This is a genomic window from Acinetobacter sp. ANC5681 (assembly GCF_023488045.1).
In the GTDB taxonomy this organism is placed as follows: domain Bacteria; phylum Pseudomonadota; class Gammaproteobacteria; order Pseudomonadales; family Moraxellaceae; genus Acinetobacter.
The window spans coordinates 15,844-41,898 of sequence record NZ_JAMFKZ010000001.1 but is presented as its reverse complement, the minus strand read 5'-3'; the positions used below and the strand labels follow the sequence as shown (position 1 = coordinate 41,898).

At 37.6% G+C, this 26,055-nt stretch carries 24 protein-coding genes; 9 read left to right on the top strand and 15 right to left on the bottom strand.

Annotated elements, in window-relative coordinates:
* Positions 1–4 precede the first annotated feature (4 nt).
* Together M5121_RS00175 and sppA are read right to left on the bottom strand one after the other, a co-directional pair.
* Positions 5–799, bottom strand: coding sequence for an alpha/beta fold hydrolase (locus M5121_RS00175; RefSeq protein ID WP_249569820.1), 795 nt, complete (start codon positions 797–799; stop codon positions 5–7).
* Between the two features lie 136 nt (positions 800–935).
* Positions 936–1,958 (bottom strand): signal peptide peptidase SppA, encoded by a 1,023-nt coding sequence (sppA, locus tag M5121_RS00170; protein ID WP_087546831.1) that lies wholly within the window; start codon positions 1,956–1,958, stop codon positions 936–938.
* A 138-nt stretch (positions 1,959–2,096) separates the two neighbouring features.
* Between sppA and M5121_RS00165 the strand changes: the two genes are divergently transcribed.
* A complete protein-coding gene (locus M5121_RS00165) occupies positions 2,097–3,041 on the top strand; it encodes a lysophospholipid acyltransferase family protein (RefSeq protein WP_249569819.1) in 945 nt (314 codons plus the stop codon).
* Between the two features lie 46 nt (positions 3,042–3,087).
* Here the strand turns inward: M5121_RS00165 and M5121_RS00160 are convergent, their stop codons facing one another.
* The 3 genes from M5121_RS00160 to M5121_RS00150 form a co-directional block, all read right to left on the bottom strand.
* The gene (locus M5121_RS00160) at positions 3,088–5,514 is read right to left on the bottom strand and encodes a DNA internalization-related competence protein ComEC/Rec2 (RefSeq protein ID WP_249569817.1); all 2,427 of its coding nucleotides are present in this window, start codon (positions 5,512–5,514) and stop codon (positions 3,088–3,090) included.
* Positions 5,515–5,601: 87 nt separating this feature from the next.
* On the bottom strand, positions 5,602–6,288 hold the full coding sequence (lolD, locus tag M5121_RS00155) for a lipoprotein-releasing ABC transporter ATP-binding protein LolD (protein ID WP_050041672.1): 687 nt from the start codon (positions 6,286–6,288) through the stop codon (positions 5,602–5,604).
* Positions 6,281–7,516, bottom strand: a complete 1,236-nt coding sequence (locus tag M5121_RS00150; RefSeq protein WP_005161293.1) for a lipoprotein-releasing ABC transporter permease subunit — start codon at positions 7,514–7,516, stop codon at positions 6,281–6,283. The genes lolD and M5121_RS00150 overlap by 8 nt, the downstream gene beginning before the upstream one ends.
* A gap of 25 nt (positions 7,517–7,541) precedes the next feature.
* Between M5121_RS00150 and M5121_RS00145 the strand changes: the two genes are divergently transcribed.
* On the top strand, positions 7,542–8,129 hold the full coding sequence (locus M5121_RS00145; RefSeq protein ID WP_005161296.1) for a PilZ domain-containing protein: 588 nt from the start codon (positions 7,542–7,544) through the stop codon (positions 8,127–8,129).
* A 17-nt stretch (positions 8,130–8,146) separates the two neighbouring features.
* Here M5121_RS00145 and M5121_RS00140 read toward each other — a convergent pair whose 3' ends face one another.
* On the bottom strand, positions 8,147–9,040 hold the full coding sequence (locus M5121_RS00140; RefSeq protein WP_249569815.1) for a DMT family transporter: 894 nt from the start codon (positions 9,038–9,040) through the stop codon (positions 8,147–8,149).
* A 7-nt stretch (positions 9,041–9,047) separates the two neighbouring features.
* Entirely contained in the window at positions 9,048–9,518 is a 471-nt protein-coding gene (locus M5121_RS00135; RefSeq protein ID WP_004661117.1) for a YaiI/YqxD family protein, read from the bottom strand.
* A 221-nt stretch (positions 9,519–9,739) separates the two neighbouring features.
* On the opposite strand from M5121_RS00135, the gene M5121_RS00130 reads away from it, so the two are divergent.
* Positions 9,740–10,678 (top strand): hypothetical protein, encoded by a 939-nt coding sequence (locus M5121_RS00130; RefSeq protein ID WP_249569813.1) that lies wholly within the window; start codon positions 9,740–9,742, stop codon positions 10,676–10,678.
* A 36-nt stretch (positions 10,679–10,714) separates the two neighbouring features.
* Positions 10,715–10,858, top strand: coding sequence for a hypothetical protein (locus M5121_RS00125; protein WP_171287519.1), 144 nt, complete (start codon positions 10,715–10,717; stop codon positions 10,856–10,858).
* A gap of 73 nt (positions 10,859–10,931) precedes the next feature.
* On the opposite strand, the gene serC is transcribed toward M5121_RS00125, so the two are convergent.
* Complete coding sequence (gene serC / locus M5121_RS00120) at positions 10,932–12,011, bottom strand: 3-phosphoserine/phosphohydroxythreonine transaminase (RefSeq protein ID WP_046739427.1); 1,080 nt, start codon at positions 12,009–12,011, stop codon at positions 10,932–10,934.
* Positions 12,012–12,336: 325 nt separating this feature from the next.
* Between serC and M5121_RS00115 the strand changes: the two genes are divergently transcribed.
* From M5121_RS00115 to M5121_RS00100, 4 genes are read left to right on the top strand one after another with little or no spacing between them, the layout of a single operon-like run.
* Entirely contained in the window at positions 12,337–13,833 is a 1,497-nt protein-coding gene (locus M5121_RS00115; protein ID WP_034602728.1) for a TolC family protein, read from the top strand.
* A gap of 12 nt (positions 13,834–13,845) precedes the next feature.
* Positions 13,846–15,009: an HlyD family secretion protein gene (locus tag M5121_RS00110; protein ID WP_249569811.1), complete on the top strand. Its 1,164-nt coding sequence runs from the start codon at positions 13,846–13,848 to the stop codon at positions 15,007–15,009.
* 3 nt (positions 15,010–15,012) lie between these two features.
* On the top strand, positions 15,013–16,143 hold the full coding sequence (locus M5121_RS00105) for an ABC transporter permease (protein ID WP_249569810.1): 1,131 nt from the start codon (positions 15,013–15,015) through the stop codon (positions 16,141–16,143).
* Complete coding sequence (locus M5121_RS00100) at positions 16,140–17,252, top strand: ABC transporter permease (RefSeq protein ID WP_249569808.1); 1,113 nt, start codon at positions 16,140–16,142, stop codon at positions 17,250–17,252. Before M5121_RS00105 ends, M5121_RS00100 begins: the two co-directional genes overlap by 4 nt.
* Before the next feature lie 24 nt (positions 17,253–17,276).
* Here the strand turns inward: M5121_RS00100 and gyrA are convergent, their stop codons facing one another.
* The 6 genes from gyrA to xerA all read right to left on the bottom strand — a co-directional run bounded on the left by gyrA (position 17,277) and on the right by xerA (position 24,550).
* A complete protein-coding gene (gyrA, locus tag M5121_RS00095; RefSeq protein WP_249569806.1) occupies positions 17,277–20,021 on the bottom strand; it encodes a DNA gyrase subunit A in 2,745 nt (914 codons plus the stop codon).
* A 296-nt stretch (positions 20,022–20,317) separates the two neighbouring features.
* On the bottom strand, positions 20,318–20,833 hold the full coding sequence (locus tag M5121_RS00090; RefSeq protein WP_249569805.1) for a DinB family protein: 516 nt from the start codon (positions 20,831–20,833) through the stop codon (positions 20,318–20,320).
* An 82-nt stretch (positions 20,834–20,915) separates the two neighbouring features.
* Entirely contained in the window at positions 20,916–21,848 is a 933-nt protein-coding gene (locus tag M5121_RS00085; protein WP_249569803.1) for an electron transfer flavoprotein subunit alpha/FixB family protein, read from the bottom strand.
* A gap of 17 nt (positions 21,849–21,865) precedes the next feature.
* Entirely contained in the window at positions 21,866–22,615 is a 750-nt protein-coding gene (locus M5121_RS00080) for an electron transfer flavoprotein subunit beta/FixA family protein (protein ID WP_005161342.1), read from the bottom strand.
* Between the two features lie 470 nt (positions 22,616–23,085).
* Complete coding sequence (locus tag M5121_RS00075; protein WP_249569802.1) at positions 23,086–23,667, bottom strand: phosphohydrolase; 582 nt, start codon at positions 23,665–23,667, stop codon at positions 23,086–23,088.
* Positions 23,660–24,550 (bottom strand): site-specific tyrosine recombinase/integron integrase, encoded by an 891-nt coding sequence (gene xerA, locus M5121_RS00070; RefSeq protein ID WP_162620868.1) that lies wholly within the window; start codon positions 24,548–24,550, stop codon positions 23,660–23,662. The genes M5121_RS00075 and xerA overlap by 8 nt, the downstream gene beginning before the upstream one ends.
* A gap of 160 nt (positions 24,551–24,710) precedes the next feature.
* On the opposite strand from xerA, the gene M5121_RS00065 reads away from it, so the two are divergent.
* Complete coding sequence (locus M5121_RS00065; RefSeq protein ID WP_249569800.1) at positions 24,711–25,325, top strand: LysE family translocator; 615 nt, start codon at positions 24,711–24,713, stop codon at positions 25,323–25,325.
* Between the two features lie 57 nt (positions 25,326–25,382).
* Here the strand turns inward: M5121_RS00065 and M5121_RS00060 are convergent, their stop codons facing one another.
* Positions 25,383–25,985, bottom strand: coding sequence for an alpha/beta fold hydrolase (locus M5121_RS00060; RefSeq protein ID WP_249569799.1), 603 nt, complete (start codon positions 25,983–25,985; stop codon positions 25,383–25,385).
* Between the last annotated feature and the right edge of the window lie 70 nt (positions 25,986–26,055).

The following is a 26,055-nucleotide window of genomic DNA, read 5'->3' as shown; positions in this document are numbered from 1 at the left end:
TAGCTTATTTATCAATCAAACTTCTGATTTTTTCCACAGTTTCAGTCGGATGCTCTAATGGGAACATATGTCCACCATTAACAATTGAAAAAGGAATACCCAATTTCCGTTTAGCAACTTGAGGAAGTTTTTCTTTTAAGAACACACTATCACGACCAACAACCAAATGAACAGGTACTCTAGGTTTTGGCATAGGTAACCACCACATCGATGGTGTCGTTCTAAACATTGCAACCTCATCCACTTTCGGAATGGTTAAAGTCACTCCACCCTTCAATGGATCATTGCTCAAAGCATGTTGAATATAAGCTTGGAAGCAATCTGCATCAAAGTGTTGATAAAATCCTCTGGAGCCTAAAAGTTGTGCTGCTTGTTCACGAGACTCCCAATGATCACGGCGACGTACTGATAGACCTGCTGGCGTAATTTTATCGACCAATTTAGGTTGAAAAACTTTAGCAAGATGAAAAGCAAATGATGCTTTACCTATAATAAATGGTGGGTCCAACATAATCACTTGAGAAAACAACTCAGGACGACGATAAGATGCCATTAGTGTTAATACAGAACCTAACGAGTGTCCCAAGCCAATTACTTTTCGACCTTGAGATTGTTGCACGATACTATCAATGATTTGATCAACTAAATGCCTCCACCCATGCGTAATTGGATAACGTTTATCAGTGCCAATCTCTGCAACATAAATAATGTCATATTGATCTTTTAACTGCTCAAATAGCTTCTGATAAACTTTAGATGGAACACCATTAGCATGTGCAAAATGAATCAAAGGTTTCATAAGCGTTTCTTTCAATTTATATATTGATTGGTCGATTATCTCGCGCTGCAAATGCTTTGCAATTTAAAAGGGAGAACTGCCCAGTTATGTTTAAAAATAAAAAAGGCTGTGAATGATCACAGCCTAGTCTTGATGATTATTGTATTTTTGCATTTTGTTGGGTTTGTAATTGTGCAGAAAGTGAACTACTAATTCCTTCACCAATCTTTGTACCCATACGTCCTAAAATCGACTCTAAAGGATTGCGTTGAACAGTATAATCTAATTTCTGATCTACTTTAAGATCGCGCATCAATGTTGTAATACTACCACTACGATCTGCAACACCTAACGCAATTGCCTGTTCACCCGTCCAGAATAGACCAGAAAATACCGCAGGATCATTTGACTTTAATCGTTTTCCACGACCTTCTTTGACTGCATTAATAAAATGTGTATGAACATTATCTAAAACAGCTTGCACATGTGCTTGTTGCGCTGGATTAATTGGCTTAGTCATACTTAGAATATCTTTATTATTACCAGAAGTTAAAGTACGGTCTTCAACACCAAGTTTTTGCGCTAAACCACTCAAACCATAATTCGGCATAATCACACCGATTGAACCAACCAAACTTGATGGGTTTACAATGATCTCATCTGCAGCAGAAGCAATATAGTAAGCACCCGATGCACCCATATCACCAATCACGGCATAGACTTTTTTATCTGGATGTTGTTTTTTAAGGTAGCGAATCTCTTGCCAAATCTCATCAGATTGCACGGGTGAGCCACCAGGAGAATTAATATTCAATGCAATCGCTTTACTGCCAGTGGCTTCAAATGCACGATTTAATGCTTTATTGGTGTCTTCACTATTGACAGTAGATTGACCACTAGAAGAATCAATAGTTCCAACAATATCAATCACAGCTAAATGATCAGAGCTGACATTCGTATTTGATTTTTCTACAGAAGTTGAGCAGCCTTTGCTCATTGCGATCAATACGATTAATAAATACGCAAAACCTAAGCATTTAAAAAAGATGCTCCAACGTCGACTACGGCGTTGTTCTTCGACAGAAGCCAAAACAGCTTTTTCTAAAATCTGCCATTCTTTGCCTGTCACATTATTGCTATTTGTAGGTTCATTTTGTGGTTTTGGTGGCCAATCGGACATAAGATTCCAATCCAATGTATTGTAAAGTGAATTTATTATATACGCTGATTTATAGAAAACTGTTTAAATAACTTGTTTTAACTTATAATTATTTTATACGTTATACTCTCCTCTTGTAATTTTTTTAATGTTTGATATATGGCACACCCCAAATCAACAAATAGTAATTACTGTCTCATACAATTTCTGAGTCATCAACCACTTCAATTAGGTCGTTTTATCGCAGGTTTTGTTGCACGATTGCTCAATAGTTTCCAGCTTTCTAAACTCTCAAAAATTATACAATTGAATTTACAGATCGTATTCCCTGAAGCATCTCAACAAGAAATAAATCAATTAAAAAAACAAGCAATTAAAAATGAACTAACCTCTTATTTTGAATTTGTGAGCATTTGGGGAGCTTCAAATGAGAAAAATATTCAGCGCATTCACAAAATTCATAATGAGCATTATTTTCACGAAGCCCTCGCAGAGAAAAAAGGACTTGTCCTGATTATGCCTCATTTGGGTACTTGGGAAGTGATGAATGCATGGCTATCCAAACATACTCAAATGACCATCCTTTATAAGCCTGTGAAAAATCCTGATGCTGATCGTTTTGTTCGTGATGCACGTAGCCGTAATCAAGCGAATTTAGTACCCACTGATGAAAGTGGAGTTCGTCAGATTTTTAAAGCATTAAAACAGGGTGGTACAACTGTTATTTTACCTGATCACACCCCTGATCACGGTGGTGAAATGATTAAGTATTTTGGTATTCCATTGGCATCAAGTAGTTTAAGCGCAAAGTTAATTCAAAAAACAAAAGCACGAACTTTGTTCCTTTATGCTTTGAGGAATGACCAAGGTGGATTCGACATGCATATCGAGCGTATCAATCCTCAAATTTATGAAGGTAATGCCGAAGATGGTACGCTTATTATTCATCAGACTTTGGAAAATTTAATCCAACGTCTTCCGATGCATTATCACTGGAGTTATAAACGATTCAGTGCGAACCCTAGCTTACGCAAAATTTATGATATTGACGTCAACGAAGCTTTAGCAAAAGTTGCTGAAGTTCGTCGGCAAGAAAATACTTAGCTTAATCCTATAAATATTGTGATATGAAAATATTACAATATTTAAGTTATTTTCTTTCCAACCATTTAATTTGCTGTCTTTGCTGTCTGAGCTCAACCTGACCATTTTCAAAAACAAAACGAATTGTTCCTGCTTCAACCGTAGTTAACAATGGAATGTGTAGCGCTTGTAGACGATTTTTCAACTCTTGACTGGGATGTCCATAACGATTATCAAACCCTGCCGAGGCAATCGCAAGTTTCGGTTTTAAAATCGCTAAAAAATCATAAGCAGAACTATGTTTACTCCCGTGATGTCCCAAGATCAAAACATCTACTTTTAAATCGGGATATTGTTGCATTAATTTATATTCAGCCTCCCAACCTGCATCTCCCATGATTAAAAAGTTTTGATAAGGTTGGGCATTTAGAAACTGCAAATACACCACACAGGAATACTCATTTTGCTGATCCTTTGCATGAATAAGCTCATCTGATTTAGGGGATAGAATTTCAACTTTTAGATTTTCATATGACCAATGCTGACCTTGCTGACAAAATGAGAAATTGTTTTTGAACTGCGTTTTTTGGTCATATTCATTTGACTGAACTTGGGATATTTCAAAGTTTTTTTGAATAATAGGAAAAGCACCACTATGGTCTTGATCAAGATGAGATAAAATTACATGGTCGATGTGGCGTACACCTTGTTGCCGTATAAATGGAATAACAACCCGCTCTCCTAAACTAAATTTATTTTCATTGTAAGAGCCCCCTGTATCAATCATAAAGATTTGCTCGGGATGTTGTAAAAATACAGCTTGCCCTTGTCCAACATCTAAAATATTTAAAACCGTAGGTTGAGTCTTTACACCTATACATATAGGTAAAAAACAAATCAATGCCCAAGCTTTAGGAATCGTTCCCCTCGGCATAAATAAAATAAGCATACCAAGGATTAAAGATACCATCGTTAAGTGTGTATAACTTACCCCATATAAATGCGGTGCAATATTTTGCAAGATGTCTAAAATTGACATCAATATAGATAATACAAAATCATTAATTTGAAATAAAAACTGCCCTAATGCAGGAATGATGAGCCAAATACATGCAGCCAGAATATCTAATGGCACAACGACACCGCCAAGTAAAGGAATTGCAATTAAGTTACTTAGAGGTGCAATCCAATAAACTTGCTGAAAGAAAATCAAGACTAATGGTAATAAGGCGATAAAAATCTTAGATTGCGATTCAACCAAAGCTTTAGCAGCTAAAAATATTTTTTGAGTCCACGTAATCGGCTGATCTTGCGGTAATTGTGCAATGGTCTGATAAACTCTAAGTAGAATAAAACAGGCCCCATATGACAGCCAAAAACCAGCGGATAGAATACTAAAAGGATCTAAAAGTAATAATATACTGGCACTATAAATCAATAAGCTAAATGGGCGAATCGATTGACGAAAGAAGAGAAAAATACTTGCAAGCAAAGCAGTCAATAAAGTTCTGATCGCTGGAATTTCAAAACCAACAAATGCCACATAGACCAGAACACTGAGTAAAAATGGCAATAATAATAAAATTTGTCTAGGCTGCCATAAGTATAGATGTGGGCAGTAACGCTGTATGAGACGTTGTATCAACCAAGACAACATGAATGCAAAGATCAACACATGTGGACCAGAAATCGCTAACAAATGCGAAATTCCAAGCTGTTGAAATTGTTGTTTCAATGTGCTGGATAACAGGCTTTCATCACCTGTTAGCAAGGCTAAAAGTAAACCTTTATGCTGAAGCTTAGAAGTTTGCAACATCTGCCGAAATGCTAAGCGTTTCATCTCAACGCTTAATAAAAACTTAGCAGAAAAGCTTTGCTGTTGCTTTAAGTGACCTTGATAACCCAAATGGTAAATTTCATCAAAGCTTAAAGGTTGAATAGACTGCACTGAAAATGCAGACATTATATTTTGCTGCAAAAACCATTTTTCCTGATCAAATGCACCCGCAACAGCATAACTATGCACTGGTTTAATCTGACCATAAACTCGATAATAATGACCCAACTCTAAGCTTTGCTTCTGATTTAACAGATATTTGTCTTGTTTTAAATAAAGTAACCAGTTGACAGATTGCTTATGTCGATTAAGCACTTCAGCAATTTGTTTATGACCATCATCACTCAATTCATCTATATTTTTAATATAAACAATTGCTTCATAGGATTGTGATTCAAACTCTTTTAATTGCAGTCGTTGTTCTAATGCGGAATCTGCAAAATGATATCCTGTTGTAAACAATCCCCAGCTTGCACTGATTAAAATAAGTGCTTTATAAAAAGGTCGATAAAAATAGAATTCTTTCTTGTATATGCCAAAGCTAAAGATCAGGATTGCAATAGCCAACCAAATCCACCATGTCAGCTCGATAAAATCAAGATGAAATCCGATGATTGCAATACCAGCAATCCAGCCCAATAAAATAATTTTTAACATGTAATTTTTTAATTAAGTTTTTGATTTTTCTGAACGCAAAATTAAAGCCCGTTTTCAGGGCTTTAACAAGAGATCAAACAAAATAAATTATTTTGGATCAATCCATAAACCATCTTGCATATGCAAAATCGAATCTGCTGATTGAGCCAATTGCTCATCATGAGTCACGATTAACATCGCCATATTCAGCTCTTTTTTGAGATCAGTCAGCAATTCAAAAATACTCAATGCTGTTTTACGATCTAAATTACCAGTTGGTTCATCTGCTAAGACAACTGCAGGTTTCGTCACTAAGGCGCGCGCTAAAGCCACACGTTGACGCTCACCGCCCGATAATTCACCTGGTTTATGATCTAAACGATGCGATAGACCGACACGATCAAGTAGGTATTCTGCTTGTCTTTTAACATCCTTATAATTACTTTCACGACGTAACATCAAAGGCATGGCTACATTTTCTAAAGCAGAAAACTCAGGCAACAAATGGTGAAATTGATAAACGAAACCTAGATATTGATTACGTTTATAACCACGCTCTGCTTCGCCTAAATTATCAAAACGCTGACCTTGCAAAAAGACTTGTCCTTGCGATGGTTGCTCTAGGCCACCAAGCGCATGTAATAACGTACTTTTACCTGAACCACTCGAACCAACAATGGAAACAAACTCGCCTGCTTTTACTTGAAGTGATAAACCTTTAATCACTTCAACTTTGCTTTTACCATCATCAAAATGTTTATAAATATCTTTGGCTTCTAAGACGATCTTACTCATAACGTAATGCCTCAGCAGGTTGAACTTTGGCTGCACGTAATGCAGGATAAATTGTCGCCAAAAAGCTCATCAATAATGAAACAATGACAATTACGGTAACATCTTGCCATCTGAGATATGAAGGCAGATAGTGAACAAAATAGGCATCAAACAAGTTCAAACCTAGAGCAGTATTGAACCAAGAAATAATATCGCTAATGGTCAATGCTAAAGTTACACCTAACACTGTTCCTGCAATCGTTCCAATGACGCCAATCACTGTGCCTTGTACCATAAAAATTTTAGTGATCATGGACGGTGAAGCACCGAGAGTCCGCAGAATCGCAATATCAGATTTTTTATCTGTTACAACCATTACTAAAGATGAAACGATATTAAATGCAGCAACCACAATAATCAGAACAAGAAGTAAACCCACTAAGGTTTTTTCCATCTGAATTGCATTGAAAAGATTGCCGTGCGTATACGTCCAATTCGATGCGTAGAAATTACTTGGTAATTGTTTCACGATATCATCTGCAACAGATGGTGCGGCAAAAATATCATCTAGCTTTAATCGCACGCCTTGCGCACCATCAGGCAAACGCAATAATGTTGATGCATCATTTAAGGCGATATAACCCACCATCGAATCAACTTCTGCACCTACACTAAAAATTCCAACGACTTTAAAACGTTTAAAACGTGGTACCACACCTGCTGGTGATGGTGTTGCTTCAGGCAGAACTAAGGTGACATTGTCATTTAAACCGAGACCAAGCGCATCGGTCATGTCCTTGCCTAGAACAATACCGAACTCGCCTTTCTTCAAAGCATTTAAATCACCTGAGACCATATGGTTTTGGATAATTGAAACTTTCTTTTCATATTTAGGCTCAATTCCGGTCACCATAATCCCTGCAACTTGCCCTTGAGCGGTTAACATCCCTTGCAATTGAGTAAATGGTGCAACACCTGTCACATGCGGATGGTGTTCAACTCTTTTTACAAGCTCAGGCCAATCTGTTAGTATCTGAGTAGAAGAAACTGTGGCTTGCGGAACCATTCCAAGAACACGATTTTTTAATTCACGGTCAAAACCGTTCATAACAGACAGTACTGTAATAAGGACAGCAACGCCAAGGGTTAAACCAATCATGGAAACCAAGGCAATAAAAGAAATAAAATGATTACTTCGCCGAGCACGAGTGTATCTCAACCCTATATACAGCGAAATTGGCTTAAACATACCATTTAGTCCGAGGTGATTTATTATGGAAAATTCACAACATCAGCTTGTTGAGGACAACTCTGAACGTCGAGTGATGTCTCGTATTGATGCTGTGTTAAGAATCAACTATCAAGTCATTCCTGACGACGTTGCGCTGAATGATCCTTATGATTCTCACTTTGTATTGCCACGCTATTTTCTACTACTTGCTGAATTAGATCAATTTGATCATGCATTTCGCTACGAATTAGAACAATTAAATGAAAAAGATCAACAAATTGCTCGCATATTATCCCTTTTCAATCAAAAATTGAATCTGATTACTGGTTCTTTTTACGACAATATCGTGCAATCCCTACTGCCAGTCCCTGAACAAGTTAACTTTTCCGAGAACGGTTTGAGCTTCTTTAGCTCACAAGATATTAATGAAGGAACCTACATTCATATTACGTTGAGTCATCCTGAAAACTACTTTCATATCGCAGCAACTGCTCAAGTTGCTTACAGCTCAGCAGATGAACAAGGTAAATTCCGTATTGGTGCTTACTTCATTACCCTTAATCCACAAGATCGTGCCAAATTAGCGGAAAGTATTCAAGAATCACAACAAACTGAAATCAACCCAAATTAAATATGAAAATGTCGTTTTCATATTTTCAAACGGCGATAGGTATTAAAATCTTTATAAAAATAAAGACACAAACCTAATAGAATGATGCTCGCCCCAACAAAAACCTGTACAGACAACTGTTCATGATTGAGGTAAGCACCTATGAGTATTGCCAACATTGGGGTCATTACGGTCGTCAGTGATAAGGTGGTCGCTTTCAAATTTTGTACCAACTTAAAATAACAAAACATCGCAATTAACGAAGCCATTACAACGGTATAAGTCAATGCTAACAATGATTTCGTCGAAGGAATGTGCGTTGGTGCATGTTGCCAAATCCAAGGGAGTAATAATATGGCTAAGATTGTTGAAACCAGAATTGAACCGGTTGCTTGAGCCATCGGTTGCACATCCGCATTGATTTTTTTCACCAGAAAAATAGAAAGCGAATATGCAAAAACACTCATCAGCATTAAAACAATACCTATCGGCTGCACATGCTTTTGACTGCCACTCAGACAAATCATCGCTAACCCAATAATTGAGGTTCCCATCCCCAACCACTGCAAACCAGCTAACTTTTGTTGAAAACCAAAACTTCCAATCAGCCCAGCCATGATCGGAGCTAAGCCAAACATCAATGCAATCAACCCAGAACTTAAATAAGGTGTTGCTGCATAAGTAAAAATTTGCGAACCGATCAAACTTAATGAACCAGCTACATAACTTGATAACGCAACTTTATGAATCGGGAATTTAACCTTTAATAGCAATAGCACGCTAAGCGCCAAAGGTAAGGCAATAAAAAAGCGTAATACCAAAGCCCACATAGGGTGTAAATCAGTAACACTCCAAACAATTGCCAATGGCGTGGTTGCCCAAATGAATACTAATAATCCATATGTCAGTACTAAGTTGATTCGTGAAGGCATATTTAGCTCAAGAAGCGGTTTTGCGTTTTTGTTTGAAAATAGTTTGATCTAAAGAGCTTGAGAATTCACGTTTATCACGTTCAGAAATAGGTGGTGGACCGCCTGTTTGGACACCTGCACCACGCAAAGTATCCATAAAATCACGTAAATGTAGGCGTGCTTTAACATTTGCAACCGTATAAATTTCACCTCTAGGATGAATAGCAATGCCGCCTTTTTCAATGACTTGTGCAGCAAGTGGAATATCTTGTGTAATGACAATATCATTTTCATGCATACGCTCAATGATTTCTTTGTCTGCTTGATCTGCCCCACTCATCACCTGAATCGAATTAATCCGTAGAGATGGCGTAATCCCAACATTCTGATTAGCGACAAAGGTAACTTCTAATTGATAACGATCAGACGCACGTAAAATCACTTCACGTAAGATTTTAGGTAAAGCATCCGCATCTACCCATAATTTAAATGGCAGCACGTTGGCACAAGCCCATAAAAATAAAAATATAGTGTAGCAGATTACGGTAAAAGTGGAGTTAGCATCATTAGAATAATTGCTGCTATCCATTTCATTGATTAGATTTGAGATCAAAAACAGAAATTTGAATTAATTTTTAATGAATTACATATCCAGACTTGAAAAATGGATGTTACCCTCGATTTAATAGAATAAGTTCAATCTTTTTAGCATCAAGCTTTATGAAAAATCAAAACAGTCCTGAAACTATTAAAATTCAAGATCAAAATTTCGGCAATCATGTTGAGCATTGGAACCTATTGACTGATACACCCGAAACAGATGTTCCCAAATGGTTAGGATTGGCACTTGATGCTCCAGTGATGCCTATGGGCTTATGTGAAGATGAACAAGATATGGATCAATCATTTTGGTTGATTCAAGGGCCAAAGGGTCAGTCTATTTCAATCAATCAAATTATTGCGGTTGAAAATCAAAAACCACGCGCCTTAAAAACAGCATTCCCAAGTTTTGAAAGCCCATATAAATATGATGCCCAAATTGAGCGTATTATTACTTGTGATTCTGCGACTCAAGCAGTATTACGTCTGAGTTTAAATAAAAATACGGTTATTTATGCATTTGATAATTTATTCAGTGTTAATAACTGCCAATATGATCAAAATCAAACTTATCAAGTTCAATTTAATGCTTGGGCATATGAATTAGAAGCAGTTGCTGAAAATGAGAAAATCATTGTTGATGACCCTGCATCGATTAAACATCATCGTGCTTTAAATTCTATTTTGGCTGAACATAATGGTGTTGCACCAGAAAACTTACAAGAGCTGATTAACGACTGGCAACCACAAACACCTGAAGATCACGAACCTGTGACCGTTGATTTTTCTAAAATGGTGGCATATTTGTATGGTGAAGCATTAGGTCAAGAAGATGAAGCTTGGTTCCAAGGTAATATTGTTGGCAAAACAACCATGCAATTTATGCAAGATGAATATACGCTGTATGATGTGACTTTAGTTTTAGAAGATGATTTACCTGCAATTTTAATTCGAATTGCAACAAAAAATGATTTGTATAAAAACTTTAACATTGGCGAATATATTCGCGGCAACCTATGGATTCAGGCGAATATTTATGCTAAAACTGCACTAAAGTGACAAAAAATCACACAAATGGCATTTTTAGGCGTTCTAATGAAAATTATACCAGAACAGACAACCACCAGTTTGATTCATTCGAGTGATCAAGGTCTTAAACTTGATATTGGTGCTTTTTGCTTTTTTTTACTTGGTATGTTTTTAGCAGCACTCTTTTTTCATCAAATCGGCTTATTTTAATTTTTAGATTTAAATTGTGTTAATAAAAAAGCCCTCATTCATGAGGGCTTTTATTTTATGGATGATAAATTGCTTAACCGTGACGTTTTGCAAACTCGTCCATGAAATTAACCAATGCTTGTACCCCTTCTAAAGGCACAGCATTGTAAATACTTGCACGCATACCGCCCACAGAGCGATGACCTGCTAAGTTAAGCAAATGGCTTTGCTCAGCTTCTTTCAAGAAGGTTTTTTCAAGTGCTTCATCTGCAAGTGTGAATGGTACATTCATGATTGAACGATTTGGAATTGCGATTGGATTATTATAAAAATCACTAGAATCAATATATCCATAAAGCAATTTTGCTTTTTCTTGGTTTACTTTATACATTGCGTCTACACCGCCTTGTTCAAGTAACCATTCAAATACTAAACCAGACAAATACCAAGCATAAGTTGCAGGCGTATTTACCATTGAATCATTTTTTGCCTGATCTGAATATTTCAAAATGCTTGGAATTTCAGGTTTTGCTTGATCTAATAAATCATCACGCACAATAACGATCGTTAAACCTGCTGGGCCAATATTCTTTTGTGCCCCAGCATAAATTAAACCGAATTTACTTACATCTAATGGTGCAGACAAAATACTTGAAGAAAAGTCACATACCAACGGCGCATTAACGTCTGGTACACCTGCAAATTGTAGACCACCAATCGTTTCATTATCCGCATAGTGCACATAAGCCGCATCGTTTGAAAGATTCCAAGTGCTTTGCTCAGTAATGGCGTGTTTTCCATCAATGAGCGTACCCGCTTCAATGACATTGATGTCCCCATAACGTTTTGCTTCTTTCAACGCTTTTTCAGACCAAATACCAGTATGAATATAATCAGCTTTCGCATTCTTGCCGAGCAAGTTTAAAGGAATTGCTGAAAATTGAAGCGATGCCCCACCTTGTAAGAACAATACTTTATAGTTCTCAGGAATGTTCATGAGCTTACGCAAATCTGCTTCAGCTTTTTCCGCGACAGCAACATAGTCACTACTACGATGACTCATTTCCATGATCGACAAACCTTTACCTTGCCAATCCAACATTTCTTGTTGAGCTTTCTCTAAAACGGCAGTAGGTAATGCAGCAGGACCAGCGCAGAAATTATAAGCACGCATGAGTTTTCCCTTGTCAAAGTGAAACAAATTGAAATGGGGATTTAATCATAGATTAGCGAAGGTTGCAGCAGCTTATCGAGTAAATATTTAAATTTTAGTGCAAAAAACATATAAATTTTTTAATCTGCTTTTGATTATTTTGATGCATTTTATTCACTGATCACAGTTTAAATCCCATTCTTCGTTATAGATTAAAAACTCTATTTTTTACAAATTCAATACACCAATTGAAGTGATATAACTATTTAATTAAGAACATAATATTTCAATTTTATAAAAAGAATTTAGACTATCTGAGGATATTATTAAATTGCGACATGCTCTTATGTTGAAACAACATGATCGACCGAGCCTTCAGGTCAAACGGTTTCCAAAACAGCTCAGCCTATATATGAGCCTGATTAGTTGTACCCTATTTTCATTACCATCATTTGCTCAGACCTTCAGTTATAGCCAAGCTGAACAATATGTCGTGCAAAATGCTTATAGTTCTCAAGCGCAACAAGCCTTACAGCAAGCATCGCAATTAGAAATGGAAGCTGTAAAAAATTTAGGCTTACCAAGAATTGATTTAAATGCTCGAGCCTATGCATTTCATAGTGAAACGAGCGTGCCTCTTGAATCAAGTAAACGTCGTTTAGAAAATTCATTAACAAATGGTTTCGATGAAAAATTATCTCAATGGCAAAATGTATTACCTCCAGAAGTCATCGATCAGGTCAGCCAAGGTTTTGATCAAGTTGTTAGCGATGGTTTAAATAAAGTTCCAAATAACTTAGATGTCACTATTGAAGATCATGATGTTCGTACTTCAGTTTCAATGGTTATGCCGCTATATACAGGTGGAAAAATTAATAGCGCTAAACAAATCGCCACTATTCAAGCAAAACGCTCAAATATTAGTGAAAAACAACAGCAAGATACACAACGTTTCGAAATGATTCAGGCTTATTTCAATGTGCAATTACAACAACAATTAGCCAAGTCAGCGTTGTTTAATTTGAATGCGATGCAAGAACATTATAACAATGCGCTAAAACTTGAAAAACAAGGTTTTATTAACAAGGGACAGCGTATGCAATTTGAAGTTGCACGCAATAATGCTGAACGTACTTACCAAAATGCACAGTCTAATTTAAAAGCGAGCGAATTTAGTTTACAGAATCTATTACAAACCAAAGAAAGTGTCAGTCTAAGCACCCCACTTTTTGTGAATTTAACTCAGAATCATTCTTTGGATAAATTGCTTGCAAATTATGATCAGAACTCAAGTTTGATTAAAAAACTACAAATAGATACTGAATTGGCCAATGAAAATGTGAAAGTTCAACAAGCCTCTAAAAAACCAAGTGTTTTTGCTTTTGGAGAATACGGCCTAGATAGCAAAGAAAATTGGATTGTTGGTGTGATGGCAAAATACAATTTATTCTCAGGTATAGACAATAATAAAAATATCCGTGCAGCAGAGCTCAAAAAATATGCAGCAGAGCTTATGACTGAACGGACAAAACAAGAAGTCGAAAATGTTTTATACAAATCTTATAGTGAATTAAACTCTTCACAAAATAGCCATCAATTACTTACCCAGAATACCAAAGCAGCTCAAGAAAATTTAAGAATCCAACAACTTTCATTTAAAGAAGGTATGGGTACTGCAACGCAAGTGATTGACGCACAAAATGCTTTAAGTGCTTTAAAAACTGAAATGGCACTCAACTCGTATAAATATATTTTATCTTTGGCCACCTTATTACAAAGCTATGGTTCTATTGATGAATTTAAGCTTTACGTTAATCAACCACGTACTGACTATATCCGCTAATTGGAGAAATTTATGAGCCAGAATCCATCATCATCCAATTCAGAACGTGATACAGATCAAGTCAATCAAACAACAGATGCTCAAACAAAAGAAACAGCATCTGAACCAGTTTCTCTAATTGAACATACAGAAAAAGTAGACACTGAAACAGCACCTTTGAATAAAAAAATTCCACCGAATAAATCATCTAAAAATGGAAAACTCAAACTTATTGGGTTAATTATCCTTATTTTATTATTCGGTTTAATTGCATTTGGTCTATGGAAAGCTTATCAACCTCAGACCATTGAATTACAAGGTCGCGTTGAAGCAGAAACAGTACATATCAGTACCAAAGTTCCAAGCCGTATTGAAGAGTTTTACGTCACCGATGGACAACCCGTTAAAAAAGGACAGGCTTTGGTTCGTTTTGTTAGTCCAGAGTTAGAGGCAAAGAAAGAGCAAGCACAAGCAGCTTTACAAAGTGCTACAGCATTTCATTCAACCGTATATCGTGGTGCTCAGCAAGAGAATATCGCAACCTTATACGCCAACTGGCAAGCAATGAAAACCCAAGCTGATTTGGCAGCAACCACTTATAAACGTGGTGAAAATTTATTTCAACAAGGTGTCATTTCTCGTCAACGCCGTGATGAAATGTTAGCCGCCCAAACTTCGGCACGTGAAACTGCTGAAGCAGCTTATCAACAGTACGCACGCGCTAAACGAGGCAGTACGGAGCAACAAAAATCAACTGCTGATGCACAAGTGGCTATGGCTCAAGCAGCGGTAAAAGAAGCCAATGCTTTAACCGAAGAGACCAAACTGTATTCACCGACTGATGGTACTGTTTCTAAAACTTACGGTAAACCAACTGAGTTAGTCGCGACAGGCATCCCTGTAGTAAGCATTATTGAAGACCATGATTTATGGGTAAGTTTGAATGTCCGTGAAGACATGTATAGCTCAGTCTATAAAACCAAAACTTTAGAAGGCTTTATACCCGCCCTCAACAAAAAAGCCACGTTTAAAGTCAAGAATATTGATGCAGAAGGTGACTTTGCAACGATTAAGACAACAAGACAAACTGGCGGTTATGATATTCGTAGCTTCAAATTTCATTTAGTACCAGAACAAACCATTCCAGACCTAAAAGTCGGTATGAGTGTTTTATTTAACATTGCAGAGGCAAAGTAACCGATGTTTGCAGTAATGCTTCGGGAGTTGCGCTATTTAAAACACCATAAAGCTGATTTTTTTATGGCGATCATTGCCCCTTTGTTGGTGATTCTTCTTTTTGGCAATATGTTTGCATCGGGTAAAGCTGAGCATTTACCTATCGTTGTGATTGATCAAGATCAAAGTGAAATGAGCCGCAAAGTCATTCATGCACTGAGTATCAATCATACTTTACAAGTAAAAACTATCACCACTAGCCAAGATGAAGCCGAACAGCTTATTAATAAAACTGAAGCATGGGGATTCGTTTTAATCCCCGATGGTGCAGAACAAAGATTAGTAAAAGCACAGGATGCTCAAATCAGCATTGCCTATAACCAGTCCTTTTTTAGTATTGGCAATACCATTTCCTCCGCCATGCTAATCAGCACATTAAATGGTATGGCGGATTATATGAGACAGAGTTACTTATCAAATGTAATCCCCTACTTGGATGTTCCGACACCTCATATCAAAATTTCTACACTATATAATCCTAATATGAGCTATGAACTGTTTCTGGAACCATTCATGGTGCCTGCGGTGCTACATCTACTGCTTTGCTGTTGTGTGGCTTTTGCCATTGGACAGGAATTTAAAAGGAAAACCCTGAATAAATGGGTTGACTCAAAACACATTATTTCTAGCCTATTAGGTAAAATCCTGACCTATGTCTTTATTTTTTGTGCGTGGACATGGTGCTGGATGTTTTGGCTAGCACATATTCGTGGCTACTTTATTGCTGGTTCGCTCAGCCTAATTTTGCTTGCACAATTTTTACTTTATTTTTCTTATGCTGTCATCAGCAGTACTGTTGTATTAGCCACCAAAGATCTACCTAAAACCTTTGGTTTTATTGCACTTTACGGTGGATCATCACCTAGTTTCTCGGGAATTACCCTCCCCCTGAATAATGCACCAGCATTTACTCAATTTTGGTCAATGATTATTCCGTATACGCCTTATGCGAAACTACAAACTGAGCAATGGGTGATCGGTAGCGATATTTCCGTATCTCTCATTCCTTTTGGTATTTTAGTTATTTTCTCTGCTTTTTATCTAGGTTTAAGTATTCGTTTATTGAAGAAAAATATTCAGGAGCAAAATCAATGAAATCATTTTGCTTCTATTACATCCAAACGTTTAAAAATATTGTTGCAAATAGTTCTGTATTTACCACATTGATTGCAGCTGTAATCATGTATAGTTTTTTCTATCCTACTGCTTATAAAGCTCAGTCGGCAGCAGATATCCCAATTGTGATTGTTGACCAAGAACAAAGTATTTTAACCTCAAAAATTATTAGTCAAGCTGCTAATAGTCCACATATTCGAATCACAACAGTTACCGATAATTTCTTGGAGGCTGAGAAACTCGTAAAAAATCAGAAAGCTGAAGGCATTTTACTTTTACCCGAAAATCTTACCAATAGTTTGAAACGCGGCGAAATGGGTGGAATCGGTCTTTACCTAAGTACAGCCTATTTCATTCGAACCAAAGAAGTGGGAATTGGTCTAGCGACTTCAATTGAAGCGAGTTTACAAGAATATTTAGAAAAATTTGGCAAAGCTTCTTCATTTCATCCTGAGATATCAATTCATCAGATTCCTCTATTTAATACATTATCTGGCTATGGCAGCTATATTTTTCCTGCTGTATCTAGTCTTATTATTCATCAAACCATATTACTCGGGCTCGCAATGTTGATTGCGAGCTATAGAGAAAAAGGTTGGGTTGCCAACCGATCAGAATTTTTTGCGATTTTTGCCGCAATATTAACCATCGGATGTTTAGGTTGTCTCTATTTATTTGGCTTTACATTTTGGTTATATGAATATCCGCATGGGGGTAATTTCTGGGGAATGCTATTCGCTGTTCCAATTTATGTGAGTTGTATCATTGGTTTAGCAATGCTTATTGGCTCATTGGTGGATATGCCCGAACGAGTCGGACATTTAATTGTTGTAACTTCAGTGCCTTTGTTTCTATTAACAGGAACAGCATGGCCACATCAAGCTATGCCTGAATGGATGCAGTGGTTTGCATGGATATTACCCTCTACCAATGGGGTACAAATGTTTGTGCAGCTCAATCAGATGGGTGTACCCACCTCTATTGTTATGCCAAAACTGATTTATCTTGCGACGGTAGCTGCAATTTTACTGGCACTTTCTTATTATCGGTTAGTGATGATGAAATCAATAAAAAAGGAAGCCGATTAGCTTCCTTTTTTATGAATAAGATATTTACGCTTCTGGCGTATCATCTTTTGGTTCTGCTGCAACGTCTTCAGAAGTCACTGCTTCAGCCTCAGTCACTTCAGTTTCAGTATTTATCACTGCTTCTGTCGCTTCCAACACTTCGTCATCTTCAACAGCTTCAATTGACACCACACCTACCAGAGTTTCAGCATCACTTAAACGAATCAGGCGAACACCCTGTGCATTACGACCTGTGGTTGCAACCTCAGCCGCACGGGTACGCACTAGTGTGCCTCCATCAGAAATCAGCATCAGTTCCTTGCTTTCATCAATGGATACCGCGCCAACCAGCTCACCATTCCGTTCGCTGGTCTTGATTGCAATCACACCTTTACCGCCACGTTTCTTGGTTGGGAAGTCATCTACAGGTGTACGTTTACCATAACCGTTTGCACAAGCACACAGTACTTCACCCGTTTCAGGTACAACCACAAGTGAAACAATACGACTGACAACATTCGAATCTGATGAATCATCATTGTCATCGCTATCATCATTTTCGACTTCAGCATCTTCAGATTCAATGGTATTGCTTGCAAAACTCACACGCATACCACGCACGCCTTTTGCAGTACGTCCCATCGCGCGAACATCTGTTTCAGCAAAACGAATTGCCTTCCCTTCGTTCGAGAACAACATGATCTGCTGATTACCATCGGTAATTGCAACACCGATTAAAGTATCTTCTTCGTTCAACTCAATCGCACGTAAACCATTAGAACGAACATTGCTAAATTGTGCTAATTCAACACGTTTAACCGTACCTGATGCTGTTGCCATGAATACATAGTGATTTTCAGGGAATTCAGTCAACGGTAAGATTGCAGTCACGGTTTCATTTGCATCCAATGGAAGCAAATTAATAATTGGACGACCTTTTGCACCACGTGAAGCTTGCGGAACCTCAAACACTCTCAAGCGATAAACTTTACCAACATTGGTAAAACATAAAACTGTTGCATGGTTTGATGCCACAATTAAATGTTGAATAATATCATCATCTTTCATTGAAGTTGCAGACTTACCACGACCACCACGACGTTGCGCTTGATAGTCAGAAAGTGGTTGAGTTTTCGCATAACCTGTTTGAGAAACAGTCAATACCACTTGTTCTTCTGGGATCAAATCTTCACGGCAGAAATCAACGCCTGATTCAACAATTTCAGTACGACGCCCATCACCATATTGTTGCAAGATTAAAGCAAGCTCTTCACGGATCACATTCATCAATAAATTAAAATCATTGAGAATTGCTGTTAATTCAGCGATTTGACCTAAGATTTCAGAATATTCTGCATGTAACTTGTCTTGTTCGAGACCCGTTAAACGATGCAAACGCAATTCCAGAATTGCGGCAACCTGTGTTGGAGATAAACGATAAATATCACCTGACAAGCCAAATGGACGTGTAGGGTCTTCGCCTTCAATCTCATCGGGACGAACAGAAATCGCGCCTGCTTTTTCAAGTAGTGCAACCACACCACCGCCTGCCCACTCACCTGCCTGTAAACGCTCACGTGCTTCAGCGGGGTTAGCAGAAGTTTTAATGGTTTCAATAATGGCATCAATATTTGCCAAGGCAACCGTTAAACCCTCTAAGATATGTCCACGTTCACGTGCTTTACGCAATTCGAACATGGTACGGCGAGTCACGACTTCTTGGCGATGACGAATAAATGCCGCAATAATATCTTTCAGGTTCATCAACTTAGGCTGACCGTTGTCTAAGCAAACCATGTTGATGCTGAACGAGTTTTGAAGTTGGGTATGCAGGAATAAGTTATTCACTGCAACTTCTGCATTTTCACCACGCTTCAAGTCGATCGCAATACGCATACCGTCTTTATCTGACTCGTCGCGCAGTTCAGAAATACCTTCAAGTTTCTTTTCTTTGACTAACTCGGCAATACGCTCAATGGTTTTTGCTTTATTAACTTGGTAAGGAATCTCAGTAAACACAATCGTAGTACGACCCGTTTTTTGATCTTCTTCGAAGTGATATTTACCACGAATATGAAGACGGCCTTTACCCGTACGATAAGCATCTACAATACCTGATTTACCGTAAATAATACCGCCTGTAGGGAAATCTGGACCCGTAATGTGTTCCATCAAGCCTTCAATCGAAATATTCGGGTTATTGGCGTAGGCTAAACATGCATTCACGACTTCTGTCATGTTATGCGGTGCCATATTGGTCGCCATACCTACCGCAATACCTGTCGTACCATTAATCAAAAGATTTGGAATACGTGTCGGCATGACTTGAGGAATACGCTCAGAACCGTCGTAGTTATCTTCCCAATCAACAGTATCTTTTTCTAAGTCTGCTAAGATTTCATGGGTCAACTTTTGCATACGAACTTCGGTATAACGCATTGCTGCTGCGCTATCCCCATCGACCGAACCGAAGTTACCCTGACCATCAACTAACATGTAACGCAAACTGAAGTCTTGCGCCATACGAACGATTGTTTCATATACTGCGCTGTCACCATGAGGGTGATATTTACCGATCACGTCCCCGACAACACGAGCAGACTTTTTGTATGCTTTGTTATAATCATTGCCCAATTCATGCATTGCAAACAACACACGACGGTGAACAGGTTTAAGACCGTCTCTCACATCTGGCAATGCACGAGATACAATTACGCTCATCGCGTAATCTAGATATGAATGCTTGAGTTCGTCCTCAATGGCAATCGGTCTAATTTCCGATACGCTCATGCATACTCCTTGTTTACAAGTAGATGGCTCTACTTGTTTTTATGTATTCAATCTTGCAAAAAATTAGTTCAGAAAATTGAACTAAAATTAAAAAATATAGCGAAAAATTATAGCATAAATGACAGGTTAACTGGGAGTTTGCTAATCTGAAAATAGCATTTTTTTACAATAAAAAATTTATTAGAATTAATAAGTTAAAAATCTAGTTTTCCATTTTTTAGTGAATAGAATAAAAGGTTACTTTTTAATCAAAATAAAGGCATTTTTAATAAAATATTCAATCCAGTTTTTTAAAATCAGCGGTATAAATAGGCACATTCTCTTTGAAAAAAAATTAAGTCTAGCTCCAAGGACTTTGCTGTTAGCTCAAAGATCATGCTGTGCATTTGACCTCGATGATGCGTTTGATGGTTAAATAGGTGTGCCAATATTTCAATCAAAGGCTCAGTATAAACTTGACCTCGACGGACATAAGTAATGGTTTGATGGAATGAAACTTCATCATGTTCATGAATAAAATTTATCAGACTTTGATCATGTTCAATTCGAGCATTCTCTAATTGGGCGAGTTGATTATAAAGAATTTCATCCAAAGTATACGTTGATGCAACAACACCTTTGATACGCTCAAACCAAAGTATATCTCCTACCAACACATGATTTGCCGTTTGCATAAGGGATTTAAAATAAACTTTACAATCTTGATTTAATTGCTCCTCTGTTAAGCCGATGAGCGTAGAAAATAACTTTTGATTTGCCCACTGATTATAATGAGCCAGCATCAGAAAATAGGTCTTAAAAGTATAATTCATCGGCAATGCTCTCATTTATTTATTCTTATTTTTAACATAAAAAAACGCCCCTTTCGGAGCGTTTCAAACTTAATTCAGAGAATTAAAGTTTAGATACCAATTCTGGTACAACAGTGTTCAAATCGCCCACTAACCAGTAGTCAGCAACGCTGTTGATTGGCGCTTCTTCGTCTTTGTTGATTGCAACAATAACTTTAGAATCTTTCATACCCGCTAAGTGCTGAATCGCACCAGAGATACCGATTGCCAAGTAAAGATCTGGCGCAACGATTTTACCAGTTTGACCAACTTGGAAGTCGTTTGGTACGAAACCAGCATCTACCGCAGCACGTGAAGCACCTTGAGCAGCACCAAGCTTATCAGCTAATGGGTCAAGTACTTTGTGATAGTTTTCACCAGAACCTACACCACGACCACCAGAAACAACGATACGCGCAGCAGTTAATTCTGGACGATCAAGTTTCACGATTTCTTCGCTTACAAACTTAGAAATACCAGCATCTTTCGCTTCAGCAACAGCTTCAACTGCAGCAGAACCGCCTTCAGCAGCTGCAGCATCAAATGCTGTACCACGAACTGTACCAACGATGATTGCTTCGTCAGATTGAACAGTTGCGATTGCGTTACCTGCATAGATAGGACGCTTGAAAGTATTTGCAGATTCTACAGAAATGATATCTGTGATCATGCTTACATCAAGAAGTGCAGCAACACGTGGAAGGATGTTCTTACCAGTAGTTGTAGAAGCAGCTAATACGTATTTGTAACCTTTCGCTAAATCCGCAACTAAAGAAGCTACGTTTTCAGCCAATTGATTTGCATAAGCAGCATTGTCAGCAAGTAATACTTTGCTCACACCAGCAACTTTAGCAGCAGCATCAGCAACTGCCTGAGCGCCAGAACCAGCTACTAATACAGTAATATCACCACCGATTTTTTGAGCTGCCGCAACAACGTTTAAAGTTGCACCGTTAAGTGACTGGTTGTTGTGATCAGCGATAACTAAAATACTCATGATTTTATCCTTCTGTATTAGATCACTTTCGCTTCATTTTTCAATTTTTCAACAAGTTCGTCTACAGACTTAACTTGTACGCCAGCTTTACGTTCAGCAGGTGCTTCAACTTTAACTGTTTTAAGTTTAGTACCAGTTGCAACGCCGTAGTCAGCAGGAGACTTAGTATCAAGCGGTTTTTTACGCGCTTTCATGATGTTTGGAAGAGCAGCATAACGCGGCTCATTCAAACGTAAGTCAGTTGTGATGATTGCTGGAAGACCAAGCTCAACAGTTTGTAAACCGCCATCAACTTCACGAGTAACTTGTACTTTACCGCCGTCAACTTTAACTTCAGATGCAAAAGTACCTTGACCAGCACCAAGTAAAGCACCAAGCATTTGACCTACTTGGTTAGAGTCATCATCAATTGCTTGTTTACCAAGAAGAATTAGTTCTGGTTTTTCAGCATCAACAACGCCTTTTAAAATTTTAGCAACTTCTAAAGCGCCAATTTCATCAGTAGTTTCAACTAAGATACCACGGTCAGCACCTAAAGCCATTGCAGAACGAATTTGTTCTTGCGCGTCTTTAGAACCCACTGAAACAACAACGATTTCTGAAATCGTTCCTTTTTCTTTTAAGCGAACCGCTTCTTCCACTGCGATTTCACAGAATGGGTTAATTGACATCTTAACGTTAGTTAGGTCAACCCCAGTATTGTCCGGCTTAACACGAACTTTAACGTTGGCATCAACCACACGTTTTACAGCGACAAGAGCCTTCATGTAATCCTCGGCTGTTCTAAGCAAGTAAATGTAGTGAAGAGCATTCTAACTCTTCGATCGAAACTTTTTAGGTGCCCTATCTTGCAATGTATTTGGCATTTCGGTCAAGTCACAATTTTCGCTATGACTGTAAAAAAGATGAAATGCTCAGTTCACTAATTTTGGCAGGTTATTCAGCATATAAATATTGTTATACTTTCAGCACTTATATTAGAGTTTGATTTAGCTAATATTTTATATAATTCAACCACCTAAAATGGTTATATAAAACACGTACAAAAGATCTGTAACCGATCATTTCTGATAAATCTTAATCCAATTTACATTTTGCAAAAACTTGGCAATAAAGTAAGAATGTTTGTTCAATAAATTGCAACTACAAATAAAAAAACAGTCGGTTATTAAACATTCAACTTTGCAACATCATATATCGTTTATGATCTAATTTTACTCAAAAAAGAATACCGCAATTACCATTTAAACATTGGTAATGGACTCCATGGCTTATGCAAAAAACGTTTAAACCCAAGAAACATCAAATTCTTATGAAAACCACAATTCGGATATTGTTGCGTTAAATATTTAAAAGTTTGAAAGGGAATATTTGAACGTAATAATCCTAATGAAAAATCGGCATAATCAGCCTTTCTAAAATGCTCAACTAAGGGATATTGATCACATTCGGTAGTTGTTAGCTTGTGATGCTCCGTAATCATTAAAGTTAGTTCATTTTGCCAATCAGATAGTTGATTGATTTCAAGATATTGCCTCATCTGCTGCACAGAGGGTTGAATGTAATCAATCGTTTTTGCTGTCCAAATACCAATATCATGAAAGGCAACAGCAATCGCAATTTTATCACGGGTTTGTTGGCAATCATCTTGGGCTAGGATTAAACAACAAACAGCCACACGCTTACAATGATTCAAATAACCTTGATAGTCTGCACCTATTATTGTTTGATATTGAAATAAAATCTTCTCAATATAATTCGCACACTGAATAAATACTTCATTATCCAACGATAAAGCTGTTTCTTGTTGTTCACTCATTTTTTTGTGCTCGCGGATGGGCTTGATCATAGACTTTTGCTAATTGATCAAAATCAACATGGGTATAAATTTGGGTCGTTGATAAATTACTGTGTCCTAACATCTCCTGAACTGAGCGTAAATCACCGCTTGCTGAAAGCATATGGCTGGCAAAACAATGGCGTAATAAATGCGGATGTACATCGACATTAACACCTGCTCTTTGTGCTTGCAATTTAACGCGATTTTCAATTTGACGAGGTTGTAATGTATTTCCTCGTTGTGAGATGAAAACTGCTGATTCGGCAGTAAAATTTCCTTGCCAAATTCGGTAAACTTTAAGCCATTCAATCAAGCCTTGTTTTGCCTTGCTTCCAAACGGCACAACTCTCGTTTTATTGCCTTTACCCGTTATACGCAACAATTGTCGATTAAAATCAATATCCTTAATCTTTAACCCTTGTAATTCGGCTAAGCGCAATCCACTGGAATAAAGAAGTTCAAGCATTGCTTTATCACGTAGCCATAATTGTTGTTCGATCGGCTTCTCGGGCGCTGCCTGATCTAGAATCTGATTCACTGTTTCAATATCAATCATCCCTGGCAAAGGACGCGGCTGGCGCTTTAATCGAAAGTCTTCAGATGGATTTTGTTGTAGATACTGACCTTGCTCAGCCCACTTCATAAACTGACGAATTGATGTTAAATGGCGTTGCAGACTACTCGAACTCAATTGATCTTGCTCAACTCGTGCAGCCAAGTATTCTCTTAAATCAGATGCTTCGACATCTTCCAATCGTAGCTTTTTGTATTCACAAAAATTTAAAAAATCGGTTAAATCACGTTGATATGCTGCAATCGTATGTTCCGATTGATTTTGAATAATGCGTTCTTTTAACCACATGGAAAGAAGTTTTATAGGAGTTTCCAAATTTCTCTCCATCTTGGAATATCGACCAACTTGTATTTTAACAAATTTTCTTCTGTTTTATCTTTAAACAAATCTCGAGGTATATATAGCTGTGTAATACAATATATTTCAAGTTTTTTGTAGCGCCATCACCATGTCAATGTTGCTTATCCCCTATCTCATTGCAATCTCAATTCTTACGATTACTCCTGGTCTGGATACAACACTCATCATCCGTACCGCAACACTTGAAGGTAAAATGAAAGCATTTCAAGCAGCTTTAGGAATTAATCTAGGTTGTATTGTGTGGGGAGTGATCGTGGCCTGTGGCTTAGGTGCATTGTTGATGACTTCGGATCTTGCTTTTAATGCTTTGAAATGGATAGGGGCAATTTACCTGACATGGTTAGGACTCAATCTCCTTTTAAAACCTCGTAGCCAACTTGCGAGTTTAAATAATTCAGCAGTGACAAGGCAAAATTGGTTTATGAAAGGTTTTTGGGGAAATTTACTCAATCCCAAAGTCGGTATTTTCTATATTTCCTTTTTGCCACAGTTTATTCCACAGTCTGCATCTCCAGTAATTTGGACCATGAGTCTTGTGATGATACATGTCGTAATCGGATTGATCTGGTCAATTTTTCTAATTGCTGCGATGCAGTCCATTTCCGCTTATTTAAAGCAACCTAAATTTATTCGATATATGGATCGCGTCACAGGAAGTATTTTTATCTTGTTTGCACTGAAACTAGCATTGAGTAAGCGATAAGTCATAAAAAAAGCGTGCTGGTATCACAGCACGCTTTTTATACGTTTTAATCATGGTCTAAATCATTTTTAAATAGGCATTTATTTGTATTGCCACTTCATCTGCATCCTGCTTTGCCAAACCATGATCACCACCCTCGACAATATAAAGTTTTGATTTTTTAAGTATCTGATTTAAATATTGCCCAACTTCGATTGGGCTAACTGAATCTTGATCGCCCCAAATGAGTAATGTTTCTACCTCAATCGTAGATAGAAATTCCTCATAATCGACCTTTGTCGTCACAAACCAATCAGGGGATTCCAAATATTCCTGTCGATAAAGCTGACGCCAATCTTGCACCTGAAATCGATCTAAATTGATTCCACCTGAAGTTGCAATCAATACGAGACCTTTAACCAAATCAGTTTTCTGTAAGGCCGCAGCAATTGCAAAAATCCCACCCATGGATTGAGCGATGAGAATAGAAGGTTGCTGAATCTGTGCAACCACATAATTGCTCAGATCATCAAAATTGTTAATCTCTGGATCAGTTGCCACACCATGAAAGCCTGGATAATGAATTATTTGTCTGGTGTAGGCTTCTGGAAGTTTGGCAACCAAAGGATTCCAAAATTGAGTATTTCCAGACGCACCTGCAAGAAAAACTAAATGATTCATTGTTATCCTTTGAAATTATAATTTTCTCTTCATGTAGACACTCCATTTAGGAATGTCTACTGATTCCAAG